The following is a 17,506-nucleotide window of genomic DNA, read 5'->3' as shown; positions in this document are numbered from 1 at the left end:
TCGCCTTCCATCGGCGCCGCAATTGGCCTTGCTTTTCGCTGATCCGGTGCTTATAGCGCCCTCTTCTCGACCATGAGCACCCTGGAGGCGTGGCGAGAATAACGAAAAATCTAATTTTGGAGCAACATTATGAGTGATCAGCTGACTATTTCAGCCGAGCCTCGCGAACGGGCTGGCAAGGGAGTCTCCCGTGCACTACGTCGCGAAGGCCGCATCCCCGCCGTTATATACGGTGACAAGAAGGAACCATTGACAATTCACGTTGGAGAGCGGGCGCTGAACAAGCTGCTTGGTACTGGCGTGTTTATGAACAGTTTGGTGATGGTAGACGTAAACGGTGACGTTACCCGAACTCTCCCGAAAGATGTTGCTTTTGATCCGGTATCGGATCGTCCTTTGCATGTTGACTTCTTCCGCTTGGCCAAAGGCGCCAAAGTTCAAGTCAACATTCCTGTTGTGTTCATCAACGAAGAAGAATCACCAGGTCTCAAACGCGGCGGTGTCTTGAACGTTGTTCGCTTCGAACTCGACTTGATGTGCGACGCTGACAAAATTCCGGATCAGATTGAAATAGATGTCACTGGTCTCGAAATTGGCGATTCTATCCACATTTCCAACGTCACTTTGCCAGATGGCTCTGAAAGTTCGATCACCGATCGCGACTTTACCATCGCAGGTGTCACCGCACCATCTGCTCTGAAATCTTCTGACGACGAAGCCGAAGAAGGCGAAGGCGAAGAGGGTGAAGAAGGCGCAGAAGGCGAAGAGACTGAAGGCGAAGGCGGCGAGTCAGAAGGCGATTCTGAGGACTAGACCTTACTTCCTAAATCACTATATCAAAAACCGTCCATACTGCGCTCGTCGCGTATGGGCGGTTTTTTTATAAGGTCAGGACCGAAAGGAAAGGCAAATGCAACTTTGGGTCGGTCTCGGCAATCCCGGATCACAATATGCCCTGCACCGGCATAATGTCGGCTTCATGGTCCTCGACGCACTGGAGGAAGTCCACGGCTTCCCTGCCCCAAAACAAAAATTTCAAGGCTGGGCGATTGAAGGTCGTCTGGGAACCGAAAAAATTCTGCTGCTTAAGCCAGCCACTTTCATGAACGAAAGCGGACGAAGCGTAGGCGAAGCCATGCGATTTTATAAACTGGCGCCGGAAGACGTGACCGTGTTTCACGATGAACTGGATCTCGACCCGTTCAAAATCAAAGTCAAAACAGGCGGTGGTCATGCTGGCCATAATGGTCTGCGATCAATCGATGCCCATATCGGCCCAGACTTTCGTCGCGTCCGCATTGGCATCGGTCATCCTGGCCATAAGTCTCGCGTCCACAATCACGTTCTCGGGAATTACAGCAAAGCGGAAATTGATCCGCTGGCATCGATGTTAGGTGCCATTTCCGCTGAAGCCGAATGGCTAGTCCGGAATGACAATGCGCGCTTCATCAGCGATGTCGCCTTGCGCATGCAAGGCGGCTAAAATCTCGCGATATTCAGCCAAATTGCACACGGACTTTCTTGCGCCGACGAATGGCGGATCCAGTCATGAAAAATCCGAATATCATCATCGCCCAAGTCTCAGGTTCAGGCACGGCGGCCGTCAGGTTAAATTGACTGTTGATATCGCGATAAAGGGCTTCATGGATCGGAGCCGAAAAATGAATGCCATCGAAAGAGAAAATGCCGTCGCAACCATTTGCAATGGCTTCGGGTCCTGCCGCTTGGCAGGTAATATCAAGCCGTTGTGCCGGCAAACCCAAGGAATCAGGATCGGTCAATACTTGATCAAAAAAGTCAAAATAGCTGTAGCGAAAGAAGCTCGTATCCGTCGCTAAATTCAATGCCGCCAACTCCTGCGTTAGATATGCTTCAGCACCGAAACCCAAAGGACCTGCTACAGGAAAGCCCGTAAGCAAGACGTTTCTCACGCCAAGATCATTGAGAAACTGAACACCTGCGGCATAATCTTGCGCGGCCTGGCGGATGAACATATCTGCTGCGGCCGGATCAGCTGGCGCGTTGAAAATATCATTTCCGCCAAAATTTAATATGTAGAGGCCGTTTGAATCCACTTCATTACCCGCTGCAAGAAAACCGGTATAGAGTCCTAGTTGTTCTCCCAAATCGGGAACAATATCATTGGTGTTTGACGCGCGCGCTCCCCCAAAAGCAAAATTGGTTCCACCTTGTAATGACGCTACTGTGGGCGCACCGAATAGTTCAATGCTAAGCAAATCCGTATAGTCATATCCGTTCGTGAAACGGCCGTTAAAATATCCATCTGCAGCAGAAGGAATCGCACCGCCGGTGGCCGCGAAAATATTGCCCGCATCCACTAAGCTATCGCCAAAAACTGTGAGAGAGGTAAATTGTGCCGTGTCCCGCTCGGCATGTGCGGGTGCCGCTGTGGCCAAAAGCATTCCGCTTGTCACCATGCCCAAAATTCGTGCCTTCATTCCCCGTCTCCCAATTTTTTTGGTTAATTTTGATTAACCTGCACCGAATTGCAGAGGAAAGCAATCTCCATTGCACGTTGCCACTGGTAATCACGCAGGAGGCCCGCTATCGAGCACGCTAATTTCCACGGAGTGACTTAAATGGGTTTCAAATGCGGTATTGTTGGCTTGCCCAACGTCGGAAAATCAACGCTGTTCAATGCGCTTACCGAAACACAGGCGGCGCAAGCGGCTAATTATCCCTTTTGTACGATCGAACCCAATGTGGGCCAAGTAGCAGTCCCGGACCCCCGGCTGTATCAAATTGCCAAAATTGCGGGCAGCGCCAAGATTATCGAAACCCAATTGGCCTTTGTCGACATTGCTGGTCTTGTTAAAGGCGCATCGCAAGGCGAAGGATTGGGCAATCAATTTTTAGGCAATATCAGAGAAGTGGATGCAATCGTCCATGTTCTGCGATGTTTTGAAGACGATGATATTCAGCATGTTTCTAACAAAGTGGATCCGCTTTCCGATGCCGAAGTCGTCGAAACTGAATTGCTATTGGCCGATCTGGAAAGCCTTGAAAAACGCGTTCCTGCCTTTGAGAAAAAGGCGACAAGCGGTGACAAAGAAGCAAAAATTGCAGCCAACGTCTTGGGTCAAACGCTGACCTTGTTGCGGGACGGCAAACCGGCTCGGCTGACCCAGCCCAATGATGATGAAGAACAGCGCATTTTTGAGCAATCGCAATTGCTGACCGCCAAACCCGTATTATATGTCTGCAATGTCGATGAAGCGGATGCGGCCAATGGAAATGCGCTCAGCACCAGCGTATTTGAAAAAGCAAAAGCAGAAGGCGCTGAAGCGGTGATTGTTTCCGCCGCGATAGAAGCAGAATTGGTCGGGATGGAAATGGAAGAGCGCAGCGAATATCTCGCTGAACTGGGATTAGAAGAATCCGGGCTCGCGCGCGTCATCCGCGCTGGCTATCAACTGCTCGATCTGCAGACTTTTTTCACCGCAGGTCCCAAAGAATCGCGGGCATGGACGGTCCATAAAGGCGCCAAAGCACCGGAAGCGGCCGGAGAAATTCATACGGATTTCGAACGGGGTTTCATCCGCGCCGAAACCATTGCTTTTGATGATTATGTTACTTTGGGCGGCGAAACTGCCGCACGAGATGCAGGAAAATTACGCCAAGAGGGCAAAGACTATGTTGCACAGGATGGTGACATCATGAATTTCAAATTCAATGTCTGATTTATTACTCATTCGGAATTTCGTCAGAAAGATCATCCATGCTCTACTATGAAGATATCCAGATTAACGTCATCCAGAAATATGGATCCTACGAGGTCACCCGCGAAGAAGTAATCGACTTCGCATCCAAATATGACCCACAGCCCTTTCATCTCGACGAAGAAGCGGCAGCTAAGACCCATTTTGGCCGCCTCTCCGCCAGCGGTTGGCACAGTGCAGCAATGATGATGCGCATGATGGTGGATCAAATGAATGCGAACAAACAAGCGGGACTAGGCTCACCAGGTGTTGAGAATCTAAGATGGCTAAAGCCCGTCTATCCTGGCGATACACTCCGCTGCGAACATGTGACGCTCGACAAAAGGCGGTCCGAGAGCCGTCCGGAAATGGGTATCATGAAGGGATTAATAACGGTTTTCAATCAACATGACGAAGAAGTAATGACGATGGAAAGCACCGGTCTTATTCAAGTGCGCGGGGACTAATCGACAGGCCTATCCGCCGCACTCATAAATGCCGTCATAGCGGTTAGAGCCGCCCTCATCCTGATCGATCTTCAGTACAGCTGGCCAGAAATATGTATCTTCCTGTGCTGTACTTGGCTTTCCTCCCGGATGTTCAATCCTGACCAAGACAGCTTCATTAGTAAACACACCACCGGCTTCGACTTGCGCAATACCAAATCCGTTATGCGTTAGAGTTACGATATTCTTATTAATCTTGATCGCGCCCTTTCCTGCGATCTTACCGCTATCTGGAGCACTTGCTGCAAATATTGGATCCTCGTTGCCTCGAGCGATAAACAAACATCCCGTGCCTGCTTCAATGGCCTTACTCAATTCATCATAGGTCATGGGACTTAACATTGGACGGCTATTGCCATCGCCTATGCTACCATCAGACTCAACCGGAAGGACTGGACCATCACCGGGCGCAACAGCAGAACAACCGACAATCATTGCAGTAGCAATTGTTAAAGCAAGGAATCGCATCACTTTCTTCCGAACAACTTTTCAATATCACTATGCGCTAATTTCACCCATGTAGGGCGACCGTGATTGCATTGACCTGAATGCGGGGTCACTTCCATCTCCCGTAACAAGGCGTTCATTTCCGTAACATTGAGAACACGGCCCGCTCTGACCGAACCGTGGCAAGCCATGGTCGAAGCGACATGATCAATCCGTTCCTTCAACGATAACGCTTCATCATAAGCGCCCAACTCGTCAGCGAGATCGGTAATCAGTCCTTTAACATCGCCAGATCCCAGCATGGCCGGTGTGGCCCTGACTAACATCGCCGACGGACCAAATCGTTCCAGTTCGAGACCAAATTCATTCAACTCCGCTAATCTTGCTTCCAAGCGATCGCAGGCATTTTCATCCAATTCCACCACTTCGGCCATCAACAAGGCTTGAGAAGGTACTGATCCCCCTTCGACGGCTTTACGCATGCGCTCCAGAACCAGGCGCTCATGAGCAGCATGCTGATCGACAATCACCAACCCATCTTCAGCTTCCGCTACGATATAGGTTTTGGAAACCTGCCCACGGGCGATACCGAGCGGGTGGGTGACAGCAGCAGGAACGGGTTCGGCAGCCTCTTCTGCCTTACCCATCAGCGGTGCCAATTGATCTGGATCTGGACCGGCATAGCTACCACTATTACTGGCTACAGCCGAAGGATAGGCTTGTGACTGGAACGTCGGTCTATTGGTGCCGCTATGCGAAGCGGTGAACATGTGGCTTTGCGGATCCGGAGTTACGGGTTCGGTCTGCCAATTGGCCAGCGCCGATTCCGCTGGCCTTTGCACGGCGCGAAACCCACCCTCGTCCAAAGCCCGCCTCAGACCGCTGACAATCATGCCGCGGATCATTGCAGGCTCGCGGAAACGCACTTCGGTTTTAGCGGGATGGACGTTAACATCCACCAAGTCGGGCGGCATATCGATGAACAATGCGACAATGGGATGACGATCTCTCGCGAGCATTTCTGCATAGGCGCCGCGCACTGCTCCCACCAGCAAGCGATCTTTGACGGGCCGTCCGTTAACAAACAGAAACTGGTGATCGGCGACGCCGCGATTATAGGTTGGTAAACCCGCAACCCCAGTTAAACTGACATTTTCACGCTGCAAATCGACGGCAACACTATTTGCACGAAGTTCTTTGTTGGTCAGTGCCGCTACCCGATCTGGGCCGGTTTCTCCGCCCTGCACTGCAATGGCTTTGCGATTTTCATGGGTCAAAGTGAACCCAATATCTGGCCGCGCCATTGCCAAGCGCCGAACAACATCCACACATGCGGCATATTCACTTCGCGGAGTGCGTAAAAATTTTCGCCGCGCCGGTACCTTTGCAAAAAGCTGTTCGACGCGTACTTTCGTGCCTGGTGGAATAGCCGCTGGTTCATCTTTTTCGACTTCGCCATGGTTGACGATCCGACACCAACCATCATTGCCAGCAACCCTGCTTTCAATCGTCATCCTCGCTACGCTTGCTATCGATGGGAGCGCTTCTCCGCGAAAGCCGAGAGTCGAGACCAATTCAATGGCCTCATCGGGCAATTTTGAAGTGGCATGGCGTTCCAAAGCGAGCGCGATATCTTCGCGCGTCATACCGCATCCATTATCCGACACCTCAATCAGATCCAGGCCGCCTTTTTCAAGACGAATAGTAATTTGATTCGAACCGGCATCGATCGCATTTTCCACCAGCTCCTTTAGCGCGCTGGCTGGGCGTTCGACCACTTCACCGGCTGCAATACGATTGATGAGGCTATTTGGGAGTCTTCTTATTGACATATCTCCTTTCCTAGCCCAAGCGATCATGCCAAGCGACCCTTGATTGCGACTTAGTTTTTCAGGGTGATTTGCTGGACGTTCCGAATGGTTAACTTCATCCCCCGTTCAGCCAAAATGTTGCTATAGTTTTAGGGAACGGCTTCAGCCGTAAATATAAGAAAACACGGGTAAAAACATGGTATTTGGAAATCTGTTCAAGTTCAGGTCTCAGGACATGGCAATTGACTTAGGTACAGCAAACACGGTTGTGTATGTACGCGGTCAGGGAATCGTCCTCAATGAACCTTCCGTTGTAGCGATTGAAACGCTGAACGGGATTAAAAAAGTGAAAGCCGTTGGCAATGATGCCAAGATGATGATGGGCAAAACGCCTGACAGCATCGAAGCTATCCGCCCTCTGCGCGATGGCGTGATCGCGGACATTGATGTTGCTGAACAAATGATCAAGCATTTCATTCAAAAAGTGAACGGCAAAAGCAAGCTATTCAGCTATCCTGAGATTGTAATCTGTGTGCCAAGCGGGTCGACTTCGGTCGAACGGCGCGCCATTCGCGATGCGGCTTCCAACGCTGGTGCAAGCGAAGTGTTTCTTATCGAAGAACCAATGGCTGCAGCAATCGGGGCGGATATGCCGGTCACCGAGCCTATTGGCTCGATGGTTGTTGACGTTGGCGGCGGAACGACCGAAGTCGCTGTTCTGTCCTTGCGCGGCTTGGCCTACACCACTTCCGTTCGAACCGGCGGTGACAAAATGGACGAAGCGATAGTGTCCTATGTGCGGCGTCATCACAATCTTTTGATCGGTGAAACCACCGCCGAACGAATTAAAAAAGATTTTGGTGTGGCACAGGCCCCCGCAGATGGTGTTGGGCACACGATCCACATCAAAGGTCGGGATTTGGTCAATGGCGTGCCCAAAGAAATTTCGATCAATCAAGGTCAAATCGCCGAAGCTCTGGGCGAGCCTATTGGAACTATTATCGAAGGCGTCCGCATTGCACTTGAAAATACGGCACCTGAACTGGCTGCCGATATTGTTGATCAAGGCATTGTTTTGACTGGTGGCGGAGCATTGATCTCCGGCCTGGACGAAGCGTTGAGCGATGAAACTGGCCTCCCTGTCACGGTTGCGGAAGACCCCTTGGCTTGTGTTGCGATCGGCACAGGCCGGGCCATGGAAGATGATATGTTCCGCGGCGTTTTGACAACGGCATGATGAGACACGACATTAGAATGAGCAAAGCGGAAGGATAAGCAGTAATGGCGCCGCCAAAAAACCGGCGCCCAGGATTTTCCAAGCGGGCGCAATATAGCATATTCGCCAGCTACTTACTGGGCATATTGGGAGCAGTTGTCGGGCTCCTTCTTTTGCTTATTTCGATATTCGACCCACAGGGTTTTGCCGTTTTGCGGACAATTGGCGCTGAGACCACGGCACCGGTTAGCCGCACTATTGCTGAAATTGGGGGCGTAACCGGTAATGCGAGTGAAAATGTCGCAGCCTATTTTAACGCTGCTTCAAAAAATGCTGAAATGGATCGCGAGCTAAAGAAAAGCCGCATTGAAATTCTTGAAGCGCGTGCGCTCAAGCAGGAAAATGAACGGCTGAAACGGTTATTGGATCTCGACAACGAAATTCCAGACGCGATTGGCATGGCGCGGCTTATCAGTTCAACCTCTTCCAGTTCTAGACGGATGGCCACTTTGGGGTTGGGCAGCACAGATGGGATATTGATCGGACAACCGGTTCGCGCACCAGAGGGACTAGTCGGCCGCGTATTAGAAGTTGGACCGACGACATCGCGAATTTTGCTCGTCTCCGATGGACAGAATGTCATGCCGGTTAAACGCGCTAGCGACGAGCTGCCCGCTTTTGCAACCGGCAGAGGCGATGGCACAGTCGAAATCCGACCGATTAATATCGGCACCAACCCCTTCAAAGGCGGTGATCTGCTCATTACTTCGGGAAGCGGCGGCCTTTATGCCCCGGGCATTCCCGTCGCAATTGTGATCCGAAAAAATGATACAGGTGCAATAGCCCGTATTCTTGCCAATTCTGCAAAAGTCAGTCACGTCATTGTTCAACCCATGTTCCAAGCCGAAACGGTAGCGGCCATTGAAAAGGAACAAAATGCCCAAGCGGAAGCCGATTCTGAAGGCAATGAATAATGGCGAAATCTTATCGTTCCCGCATAAATCGGCAACCCTCGCAGTTCCGGATCAAGTTCATTCCATCAATCACGGTCATTTTAGGATCGATGATAACGGCTTTTCCGATCATCACAGACTATCCGATCCTACCGCCCATGGGATTGCTCATCTTGTTGTCATGGCGCCTCATTCGCCCTGGCTACTGGCCTGTTTGGGCAGGCTTTCCGCTTGGAATGGTCGATGATATGTTTAGTGGCCAGCCCTTTGGCAGCGCTGCTTTTCTATGGTCATTGACCTTTATCGCTCTGGAAGCGCTAGACCGCCGCGGGGTCGGACGGGATTATTGGCAAGATTGGCTTATAGCCTCCCTTTCAATCATTTTTGTGCTAATATGCGGTATGCTTATCATCGACTTTCAAAGCAATTTGCTAAGACTTGAAATATTAATCCCGCAAATCTTGCTTTCGATTTTATTATATCCGTTTGTCGCCCGTCTGATTGGTGCAATTGATCGTTGGCGGGTCGCGGTATGACTATAACTGGCGGCAAAACGATTAGCAGCGCGGTTCAAGCGCTCACCTTTACGCGCCGTGCTACAGTTGTCGGCGGGTTACAAATCGGTATCGGTGCGTTGCTCGCCGGGCGCATGGCCTATATTTCAGTTGCGGAAAACGAACGCTATCAACTTTTGTCAGAAAGCAATCGGGTCAATCTCACTCTCGTCCCGCCTCGACGCGGCTGGCTGATTGACCGCAATGGTAAGCCCATTGCAAACAACAAGACCGACTTTCGCGTCGATCTCATTCCTGATCGCATGCGAGACAAAGACAAAACCGTCGCAACTTTGGCTGAATTGTTGACGCTAGACCCGGAAGAAGTCGATCGGATCAATGAAGAACTTGAGCAAGCCACCAGTTTTCAACCGGTCCAAGTAGCCACTGGATTGGACTGGGAAAATTTTGCCGCGGTCAGCGTCCGCCTGCCCGACCTGCCTGGAGTTTCACCGCGTCAAGGATTCTCCCGCTTCTACCCGAGCGGCGCGGCCGTCGGCCATTTGGTTGGCTATGTCGGTATTGCTTCAGCGGAAGAATTTAAAGAAAATCCGGATCCAATATTGGTCACTCCTGGTTACAAAATCGGCAAAGATGGACTCGAAAAGACATTTGAAGAACGGCTCCAAGGAAAACCTGGAGCCAAAAGGGTTGAAGTCACTGCTCGCGGAAAAATAGTACGCGAATTGGATAGCCGTCCCGATATTCCAGGCAAAGCAATGCAATTGGCTTTGGATGTAGATTTACAAGAATATGCGGCTCGTCGTTTGGGACCAGAATCTGGCTCGGTGGTCGTCATGGATTGTGAAACCGGCGATATATTAGCAATGACATCCATGCCATCCTTCGATCCCAACAGTTTTTCCGACGGGATCGGACAAACCGAATATGGCATGTTGCGCGATGATGATCATATTCCGTTGCGTGACAAATCTCTCAAAGGCCTATTTCCGCCCGGATCGACGGTCAAGCCCATGGTGTCACTCGCTTTGTTACGAAGTGGCATTGATCCGGAAGAAACCGTGCGATGTCCCGGCGGATTGCGGGTCGGTAATCGATTTTTCAATTGCCACAGTACTCATGGCACGGTGAACATGAAGCAGGCTAATGCCCTTAGCTGCGATACCTATTTCTATAAAATGGCGTTGCGTATCGGATATGATTCCATCGCGTTGATGGCGCGGGAATTGGGTTTGGGTGCAAAATATGATCTGCCCGTTGCCTCGCAAAGCTATGGCACCGTTCCCGATACACAGTGGATTAAGATGCGCCACAAAAGGGTATGGGAAGATTTTGACACCGTGAACAGCGCGATTGGACAAGGCTATTTCCTTTCCAATCCCCTGCAATTGTGCGTCATGATGGCGCGTATTGCGGCTGGCCGGAAACTCACCGCAAACCTATTGTACAAAAAAGATCAACCAACTGCTGAACCTTTGGATATATCGCCAGAGCATCTGTCCTACGTCCGTGAAGCCATGAGCGCGGTTGTAAACGGCAATGGTACAGCGCGGCGAGCGCGATTGCCTTTAGACAATATCAAGCTTGGTGGTAAAACCGGCACAGCCCAGGTCGTCAGTTTGAAATATGGTCGAGGGGGACGGGACGTCCCTTGGAAATTCCGAGATCACGGCCTGTTTGTCTGTTTCGCACCAGTTGATAATCCGCGCTATGCTGCATCTGTTGTTATTCAGCATGGCGGTGGCTCCTCTTCCGCTTATCCGGTTGCGCGCGACGTGATGACCTATCTTTTTGATCGTGATAAAGCGATGAAAAGACTTCTCGCTATGGAGGAAAGTTGGGGCGGCACTATTCCGGAACGGATGGACCGCAAATTGGCCGCCTACCGCGCACAAAAAGAACTAGAAAAAGCGATAGCCGAAGGCCGCATAACACCAGAAGAAGTAATAGCTGCCAGTGAAAGCACTGATCCAGGATTGGGGCAATAATGTATATCAAGGCCGCAATTGGGGGCGATAGGCGTTGAGCGACTTCATTCCGGCGCCCATTGCGCAACTCCCGTGGAAAACAATCATGTTGCTGCTGGTCATGGCCAGCTTTGGCTTTGTCGTCCTCTATTCAGCGGCAGGCGGTAGCTTAACCCCATGGGCAGGTCTCCACATGGTTCGCTTTCTCGTATTTCTTGGCATGGCGATTGTTTTCTCTCGCTTGAAGGAAAATTTCTGGAAGACAATTGCCTTCCCCGTTTACATCGTCGTGGTCATCATGTTGCTGGGTGTAGAACTACTCGGTGCGGTCCGCGGCGGCAGTCAACGGTGGCTCAGCTTAGGATTCATTCGCATCCAACCGTCAGAATTGATGAAACCAGCGATCATCCTGGCCGTTGCACGCTTTTATGACCTCTTGCCAGCTGGTCAAATCCGGACTTGGGGCGCGATTTGGCCGCTCCTGGTTCTCCTTTCTTTTCCTTGTGCACTGATTTTGCTGCAACCTGATCTGGGAACGACCATCACAGTTGTCGCCGGCGCGATGACCGTTGCCTTTCTCGCTGGTCTACCGATGCGCCTATTTATCGGCGGTGCAGCAGCGGTTGCAGTGATAGCGCCGCTTGCTTTCTTCTTTGCGCTGGAAGACTATCAACAACGCCGCGTAACCACCTTTCTCAATCCAGAAAACGATCCCTTGGGTGCCGGTTATCATATCAGTCAGTCGAAAATAGCCATTGGATCGGGGGGAATTTTTGGCAAAGGCTTTCTCAACGGCACGCAAAGTCATCTCGACTATTTGCCCGAAGGCCACACTGATTTTGTTTTTGCCACAATGGCCGAAGAATGGGGTTTAATGGGCGGCGTCGCAGTGCTGACCGGCTTCTTCCTTCTTTTTCGATGGGGCCTGGGCGTTGCGATGAAAGCCAAAACGCGCTTTTCCCAACTGCTTGCGGCAGGCCTGTCGACGACGATTTTCTTTTATGTTGCGATAAATCTTATGATGGTGATGGGCCTTGCCCCAGTTGTCGGCATCCCATTGCCCTTTTTAAGCCATGGCGGATCATCAATGATGACCATTATGATCTGTATCGGAATATTAATGGCGATTGACCGTCATCCGGGTCGTCGTGGAGGCACATTTGGATAGCGTCCATATTGTTCAGTTAAATATTCTGAACACTGCTAAATCTCTAGAAATTAGAGTGTTTGCGCCATGAAAATAGGCCCAAATTAGCTGCTGGATTCCGATCTAATCTTGCGCATTTAGCCTGATTGAAAGCCAAATTCTTTTTCTCTCCTTGGCTGTTCAGCCTCAAAATGGTAAATCTTCAGTCAATAATGCGCAGTTATAAGTAACCATTGCCTTGTTTTTTACGAACCCTCAATAGCGGAATAACGACACTTTAGAGACGAAAAATGACAGCCCCCTATCATTTTCACGATAAGAATATTGCAACTCTATTCGGTCCAATTCCGTACCCTACAACCTATTTATTCGCTCTAAGCCCGGATCACCGCCCTCCCCTATTTCGGTGGCAGACCCCTGCGCACGGCATTTGGGTGGATGATCAACCCGAGAAAAAACATGATATTGGACCTCTCTACTGATAATATTCCTCGAAACATAGAAGCAGAATTTTGCATTATTGGCGGCGGTGTCGCCGGACAAATGTTGGCTGAGACCCTGAGTGCCGCTAACCACGATGTCCTGGTCATTGAAAGCGGAGGACGGGATTTTGATCCTGCAGTTCAATCACTGGCCCATGGCCAGAATATTGGCATGCCTTATTATGACCTCGATGAAGCGCGATTACGTTTATTTGGCGGAACAGCGGCTATCTGGGGCGGAAGATGCGCAGAGCTGGATTCCATAGATTTTGAAAAACGCGATTATATTCCGCATAGTGGTTGGCCGATCCGCAAGCGTGACCTGTCATCCTATTATAAGAAATCATTCGACTTTCTGGGCGTAAAACAGCCCAGTGCAGAAAATCTCTGGACCACGGTGGGACGCAAAGCTCCTCCATTTGATGCTAATAAGATTGATACAAATCTATGGGTCTTTGATGAAAAAGGAGAACGGTTTACCGGGCCCGAACGCGAGACATTACGGAAATGCCGGATAATATTAAACGCCACTGTGACCAATATCGACGTGAACGAACAAAATGCGGTCCAGCATGTTCGCGCGGAAAGCGTAACCGGTCGCTGCACGAAAATATTTGCCAAATCTTTCATCTTGGCTGCAGGTGCTATTGAAACCATCCGCATGTTGCTTGCTTCTGTGGCCAAACGTCCCAATGGTCTGGGCAATGATTACGGGGTTTTGGGCCGTTATTTCATGGAACATCCCCACGCCCGCGGGGGTGAATTTTTGCCCAACAAATTGGCGCAGACATTGACGGCCTTGCCCCGTGCCATTCGCCGCGATGGCCAGCGCTATGCAGCATATCTGCGCCCCGCAGACCTATTGCAACGCGATCGAAAAATCTTGAATTCTTCGATCAGCATTGCTCCACGACTGCGCGAAGGCCAGAAAATGGAGCTGTTCCGGGCCGTAACGGGTAAGTTGAAACACGACCTACCATCCAATAGATTTTGGCGGGCCAGTTATCACGGCATGAAAAAACTGGCGATTAAAGGTCTGGAATGGACTGACCCCTGGTCTTCTATTGCCAATATGAAGTTTAATGGCGACAAATTGGGAGTCTTCGCAATTATTCGGGCCGAGCAAGCGCCCAATCCAGACAGCAGAATCCTTTTGAGCCAAGCCACTGATCGCTTAGGCACCCGGCAGATAAAACTTGATTGGCAATTGTCCGAATTGGACAAACGCAGCGTGAAGATATTGATGGAAACTGTTGCTGATGAATATCGCCGCCTCGGGTGGGGTGATGTAGCCTTGGCAGATTGGTTGTCTGAAACATCCACGCGCTGGCAAACCGACCCCTTGATTTCCAGTCATCCCATCGGAGGCTATCATCATATGGGGGGAACCCGCATGAGCTTGTCTCCCAATAGCGGTGTTGTTGATAAAAATTGCAAACTGCATGGCAGTCCGAACCTATACGTCGCGAGCAGTAGCGTTTTTCCGACAGGAGGATGGGCCAATCCAACCGTGACAATCATGGCTTTGGCATTCCGTTTGGCAGACCATCTCAAATCGGGCTCCAACAAATTGCCGATCGCATTGTCAAGGAATCAAATTTCTGGGCACGCCGCAAATGCTCCAAATCCCAATTCAACCGGCAAACGCCATGCTTGATGAATATTCCACTCATGAAAAAAGGCGAGTCCCCAAGGAACTCGCCTGATTTTTTTTCAAACAAAGCGCGAAAAAAAGGGGAGCGCCCAGGCACTCCCCCAATTTACTTATTTGTTAACGGCGTCTTTCAAGCCTTTACCAGCTTTGAATTTCGCTTGTGTGGATGCAGGAATCTGCATTGGCTCACCCGTACGTGGGTTACGGCCTGTTGAAGCTTTACGCTTTGATGTAGAAAATGTTCCAAAACCGACGAGACGGACTTCATTGCCGCTCTTCAGTGACCCTGTGATTGAATCGAAAACTGCGTCGACCGCTTTGCCGGCATCGCTTTTGCTGAGACCGCTGTGATCTGCTACGCTACTGATAAGATCCTGTTTATTCATAATGGGTATCCCCCCTTCTCTAAAAGCAATTCTTGATTGAATCGCGACTTTGTCTGGCGTCAGTAACTACAAGAAGTCCCCCCGAGTCAAAGGAAAACCGCCGATTTCTGGGTCAAAGATGTAATATTTATGTCAAATGGTTAAAAATGATCCATTTTCGAACAATTTCGGCCAAGCCTGACGGTTGGACACAGCAATGAAGCCGTCTTTCTCTCTAAGCCGACTCGCTATTATCGGTGCTTAATGGCGAGCGGTTGACCCTGATTCATCGGATAATGGTGCCGTAGCGTGACTAGCCAATTCGTCAGCATCGCTCCACTCAATGGGCTCCACCTTATCTGCCAAAGCTTGTGCCAACACCTCATCCGCATGCTTGACGGGGATGATTTTGAGAGAAGATGTGATATTTTCCGGAATTTCGACCAGATCTTTCTCATTTTCAGCGGGGATCAACACGGTCGTGATGCCGCCGCGTAAGGCCGCCAGAAGCTTTTCTTTCAATCCGCCAATGGGAAGAACCCGTCCGCGTAACGTCACTTCTCCGGTCATGGCCACGTCCCGGCGTACCGGAATTCCAGTTAGCGTAGAGACAATCGCCGTCACAATGCCGACACCGGCAGAAGGTCCGTCTTTCGGCACAGCCCCTTCGGGCAAGTGAATATGAATGTCTTTTCGACCGAAAATACTCGGCTTAATGCCGTAAGATGGCGCGCGTGCTTTGACGAAGGACAGAGCAGCTTGCACCGATTCTGTCATTACTTCTCCCAGTTTCCCGGTCGTTTTAATTTGGCCCTTGCCGGATACGGTCACCGATTCAATCGTCAGCAATTCTCCGCCCACTTCCGTCCAAGCCAAACCCGTCACCGCACCAACCTGGTTTTCTTCCTCGCCAACACCATGACGGAACTTGCGCACACCGGCATATTCGGAAAGCGTATCGGGTGTGATTTCGACAGCCTTAAACTCTCCTTCCAAAATCCGGCGCAAAGCTTTGCGCGCCAATTTGGCTATTTCACGTTCCAAGGTCCGCACACCCGCTTCGCGCGTATAATAGCGGATCAAATCTCGCAGCGCATCATCCTGCAAGGTGAATTCGCCCTTTTTCAGTCCATGTGCGTCAATTTGTTTTTCAATCAAATGGCGTTTTGCAATCTCGACCTTTTCGTCTTCCGTATAGCCTTCAAGTCGGATAATTTCCATCCGGTCGAGCAAAGGTTGCGGCAGATTAAGGGAGTTTGCCGTTGTGACGAACATGATGTCCGACAAATCGATATCAATCTCAAGATAGTGATCTTGAAACTTATCATTTTGTTCCGGATCAAGCACTTCCAGCAAAGCGGATGCAGGGTCGCCCCGGAAGTCTTGACCAAGCTTGTCAATTTCATCCAACAAAAACAATGGATTTGACGTTCCCGCTTTTTTCAAATTGGACACAATTTTACCCGGCAAGGAACCGATATAAGTCCGCCGGTGGCCACGAATTTCAGCTTCATCTCGCACGCCGCCCAGTGATTGACGGACGAATTCACGGCCCGTCGCCCGTGCAATTGATCGCCCTAGAGAGGTTTTACCAACGCCCGGAGGCCCAACAAGGCATAATATAGGTCCTTTGAGCTTATTAGTTCGGGCCTGCACCGCCAAATATTCGACAATGCGTTCTTTCACTTTTTCCAGAGCGAAATGGTCGTCATCGAGAATTTTTTCCGCTTGCTTAATATCTTTTTTTAGCCGCGACTTTTTACCCCATGGCAATCCGAGCAGAACATCGAGATAATTTCTGACCACTGTGGCTTCTGCAGACATAGGCTGCATGCCCTTCAGTTTTTTATATTCAGCATTGGCTTTTGTTTTGGCTTCCTTGGAGAGCTTCATCTCCTCGATTTTTTTACCCAGAGCGGACATTTCGTCGCCCTCGCCATCTTCGCCATCACCCAATTCACGCTGAATGGCCTTCATTTGCTCATTCAAATAATATTCGCGTTGGGTTTTCTCCATTTGCCGTTTCACGCGGCCACGAATCTTCTTTTCAACCTGCAAGACACCCAATTCGCCTTCCATGAACGCAAACGCCATTTCGAGGCGCTTTACCGGGTCGCTCTCGATCAACAGGCTTTGTTTGTCGGCGACTTTGACGTTGATATTGGCTGCGACTGCATCGGACAGACGAGATGCTTCTTCAATCTCACCCAATTGAACAACGGTCTCTGCCGGCATTTTTTTGTTGAGCTTCGAATAATTTTCAAATTGCTCGACGACGGATCGCATCAAAGCCGTGGCTTCATGCCCTTCTACAGATTGCTCTTCGATCAAATCCACTTTTGCCAAAACAAAACCGTCTTCCTGATCATCCAAGGACACATGTTTGGCGCGCTGTTTGCCTTCGACAAGCACCCGAACGGTTCCATCGGGAAGTTTGAGAAGTTGCAATACTGTCGCCACGACACCCAAGTCATAAAGCTGATCGCGAGCGGGATCGTCTTCTGCTGGATCAAGCTGGGCGACCAGAAAAATTTCTTTGTCGCTATCCATGGCCTTTTCCAGCGCAACAACGGATTTGTCACGTCCGACAAAAAGCGGAACAATCATATTGGGGAAAACGACAATATCGCGCAGCGGCAATAGGGGCAGCGCTTTGGATTCAGGATTAGCAGCAGAGCTTGATTCAGACTGAGACATTAATACTCCAAACTACAGCGCCAAATT

The 17,506-nt window shown here is 50.3% G+C and carries 15 protein-coding genes; 10 read left to right on the top strand and 5 right to left on the bottom strand.

The window, feature by feature from the left end; all coding sequences use genetic code 11:
• The first annotated feature begins 129 nt into the window (after positions 1-129).
• Entirely contained in the window at positions 130-813 is a 684-nt protein-coding gene (locus ABJU74_RS01780) for a 50S ribosomal protein L25/general stress protein Ctc (protein ID WP_348385857.1), read from the top strand.
• A gap of 97 nt (positions 814-910) precedes the next feature.
• Positions 911-1,483 carry an aminoacyl-tRNA hydrolase gene (gene pth / locus ABJU74_RS01775; RefSeq protein WP_348385856.1) on the top strand — a complete coding sequence of 191 codons (573 nt, stop codon included), beginning with the start codon at positions 911-913 and terminating at the stop codon, positions 1,481-1,483.
• A 13-nt stretch (positions 1,484-1,496) separates the two neighbouring features.
• Here pth and ABJU74_RS01770 read toward each other — a convergent pair whose 3' ends face one another.
• Complete coding sequence (locus tag ABJU74_RS01770; RefSeq protein ID WP_348385855.1) at positions 1,497-2,459, bottom strand: SGNH/GDSL hydrolase family protein; 963 nt, start codon at positions 2,457-2,459, stop codon at positions 1,497-1,499.
• A gap of 141 nt (positions 2,460-2,600) precedes the next feature.
• On the opposite strand from ABJU74_RS01770, the gene ychF reads away from it, so the two are divergent.
• Both ychF and ABJU74_RS01760 read left to right on the top strand, forming a co-directional pair.
• Positions 2,601-3,701, top strand: coding sequence for a redox-regulated ATPase YchF (gene ychF / locus ABJU74_RS01765; RefSeq protein WP_348385854.1), 1,101 nt, complete (start codon positions 2,601-2,603; stop codon positions 3,699-3,701).
• Positions 3,702-3,739: 38 nt separating this feature from the next.
• Entirely contained in the window at positions 3,740-4,186 is a 447-nt protein-coding gene (locus tag ABJU74_RS01760; RefSeq protein ID WP_348385853.1) for a MaoC family dehydratase, read from the top strand.
• 9 nt (positions 4,187-4,195) lie between these two features.
• On the opposite strand, the gene ABJU74_RS01755 is transcribed toward ABJU74_RS01760, so the two are convergent.
• Positions 4,196-4,693, bottom strand: a complete 498-nt coding sequence (locus ABJU74_RS01755; protein ID WP_348385852.1) for a hypothetical protein — start codon at positions 4,691-4,693, stop codon at positions 4,196-4,198.
• Positions 4,693-6,504: a DNA mismatch repair endonuclease MutL gene (mutL, locus tag ABJU74_RS01750; protein ID WP_348385851.1), complete on the bottom strand. Its 1,812-nt coding sequence runs from the start codon at positions 6,502-6,504 to the stop codon at positions 4,693-4,695. The genes ABJU74_RS01755 and mutL overlap by 1 nt, the downstream gene beginning before the upstream one ends.
• 175 nt (positions 6,505-6,679) lie before the next feature.
• On the opposite strand from mutL, the gene ABJU74_RS01745 reads away from it, so the two are divergent.
• The 6 genes from ABJU74_RS01745 (at position 6,680) to ABJU74_RS01720 (ending at position 14,420) form a co-directional block, all read left to right on the top strand.
• A complete protein-coding gene (locus ABJU74_RS01745) occupies positions 6,680-7,720 on the top strand; it encodes a rod shape-determining protein (protein WP_348385850.1) in 1,041 nt (346 codons plus the stop codon).
• Positions 7,721-7,764: 44 nt separating this feature from the next.
• Positions 7,765-8,673: a rod shape-determining protein MreC gene (gene mreC / locus ABJU74_RS01740; protein WP_348385849.1), complete on the top strand. Its 909-nt coding sequence runs from the start codon at positions 7,765-7,767 to the stop codon at positions 8,671-8,673.
• Positions 8,673-9,188, top strand: a complete 516-nt coding sequence (mreD, locus tag ABJU74_RS01735; RefSeq protein ID WP_348385848.1) for a rod shape-determining protein MreD — start codon at positions 8,673-8,675, stop codon at positions 9,186-9,188. The genes mreC and mreD overlap by 1 nt, the downstream gene beginning before the upstream one ends.
• Positions 9,185-11,155, top strand: coding sequence for a penicillin-binding protein 2 (gene mrdA, locus ABJU74_RS01730; protein ID WP_348385847.1), 1,971 nt, complete (start codon positions 9,185-9,187; stop codon positions 11,153-11,155). The genes mreD and mrdA overlap by 4 nt, the downstream gene beginning before the upstream one ends.
• A gap of 85 nt (positions 11,156-11,240) precedes the next feature.
• Positions 11,241-12,302, top strand: a complete 1,062-nt coding sequence (gene rodA / locus ABJU74_RS01725) for a rod shape-determining protein RodA (protein ID WP_348385935.1) — start codon at positions 11,241-11,243, stop codon at positions 12,300-12,302.
• 417 nt (positions 12,303-12,719) lie between these two features.
• Positions 12,720-14,420 carry a GMC family oxidoreductase gene (locus ABJU74_RS01720; RefSeq protein ID WP_348385846.1) on the top strand — a complete coding sequence of 567 codons (1,701 nt, stop codon included), beginning with the start codon at positions 12,720-12,722 and terminating at the stop codon, positions 14,418-14,420.
• Between the two features lie 107 nt (positions 14,421-14,527).
• Here the strand turns inward: ABJU74_RS01720 and ABJU74_RS01715 are convergent, their stop codons facing one another.
• Both ABJU74_RS01715 and lon read right to left on the bottom strand, forming a co-directional pair.
• Complete coding sequence (locus tag ABJU74_RS01715) at positions 14,528-14,803, bottom strand: HU family DNA-binding protein (RefSeq protein ID WP_074205352.1); 276 nt, start codon at positions 14,801-14,803, stop codon at positions 14,528-14,530.
• Positions 14,804-15,043: 240 nt separating this feature from the next.
• A complete protein-coding gene (gene lon / locus ABJU74_RS01710) occupies positions 15,044-17,479 on the bottom strand; it encodes an endopeptidase La (protein ID WP_348385845.1) in 2,436 nt (811 codons plus the stop codon).
• Between the last annotated feature and the right edge of the window lie 27 nt (positions 17,480-17,506).

The sequence above is a fragment of the Parasphingorhabdus sp. genome (genome assembly GCF_039982415.1).
Classification (GTDB): domain Bacteria; phylum Pseudomonadota; class Alphaproteobacteria; order Sphingomonadales; family Sphingomonadaceae; genus Parasphingorhabdus.
The sequence above is the reverse complement of the archived record's forward strand: the minus strand, read 5'-3'. Positions and strand labels throughout refer to the sequence as shown.

Bases quoted from the DNA above. Each gene is read 5' to 3' on its own strand.
- mutL (WP_348385851.1), bottom strand. From the start codon at position 6,504: ATGTCAATAAGAAGACTCCCAAATAGCCTCATCAATCGTATTGCAGCC.
- lon (WP_348385845.1), bottom strand. From the start codon at position 17,479: ATGTCTCAGTCTGAATCAAGCTCTGCTGCTAATCCTGAATCCAAAGCG.
- ABJU74_RS01770 (WP_348385855.1), bottom strand. From the start codon at position 2,459: ATGAAGGCACGAATTTTGGGCATGGTGACAAGCGGAATGCTTTTGGCC.
- ABJU74_RS01715 (WP_074205352.1), bottom strand. From the start codon at position 14,803: ATGAATAAACAGGATCTTATCAGTAGCGTAGCAGATCACAGCGGTCTC.
- ABJU74_RS01780 (WP_348385857.1), top strand. From the start codon at position 130: ATGAGTGATCAGCTGACTATTTCAGCCGAGCCTCGCGAACGGGCTGGC.
- mreC (WP_348385849.1), top strand. From the start codon at position 7,765: ATGGCGCCGCCAAAAAACCGGCGCCCAGGATTTTCCAAGCGGGCGCAA.
- mrdA (WP_348385847.1), top strand. From the start codon at position 9,185: ATGACTATAACTGGCGGCAAAACGATTAGCAGCGCGGTTCAAGCGCTC.
- ychF (WP_348385854.1), top strand. From the start codon at position 2,601: ATGGGTTTCAAATGCGGTATTGTTGGCTTGCCCAACGTCGGAAAATCA.
- ABJU74_RS01760 (WP_348385853.1), top strand. From the start codon at position 3,740: ATGCTCTACTATGAAGATATCCAGATTAACGTCATCCAGAAATATGGA.
- ABJU74_RS01755 (WP_348385852.1), bottom strand. From the start codon at position 4,693: ATGCGATTCCTTGCTTTAACAATTGCTACTGCAATGATTGTCGGTTGT.
- mreD (WP_348385848.1), top strand. From the start codon at position 8,673: ATGGCGAAATCTTATCGTTCCCGCATAAATCGGCAACCCTCGCAGTTC.
- pth (WP_348385856.1), top strand. From the start codon at position 911: ATGCAACTTTGGGTCGGTCTCGGCAATCCCGGATCACAATATGCCCTG.
- rodA (WP_348385935.1), top strand. From the start codon at position 11,241: ATGTTGCTGCTGGTCATGGCCAGCTTTGGCTTTGTCGTCCTCTATTCA.
- ABJU74_RS01720 (WP_348385846.1), top strand. From the start codon at position 12,720: ATGATCAACCCGAGAAAAAACATGATATTGGACCTCTCTACTGATAAT.
- ABJU74_RS01745 (WP_348385850.1), top strand. From the start codon at position 6,680: ATGGTATTTGGAAATCTGTTCAAGTTCAGGTCTCAGGACATGGCAATT.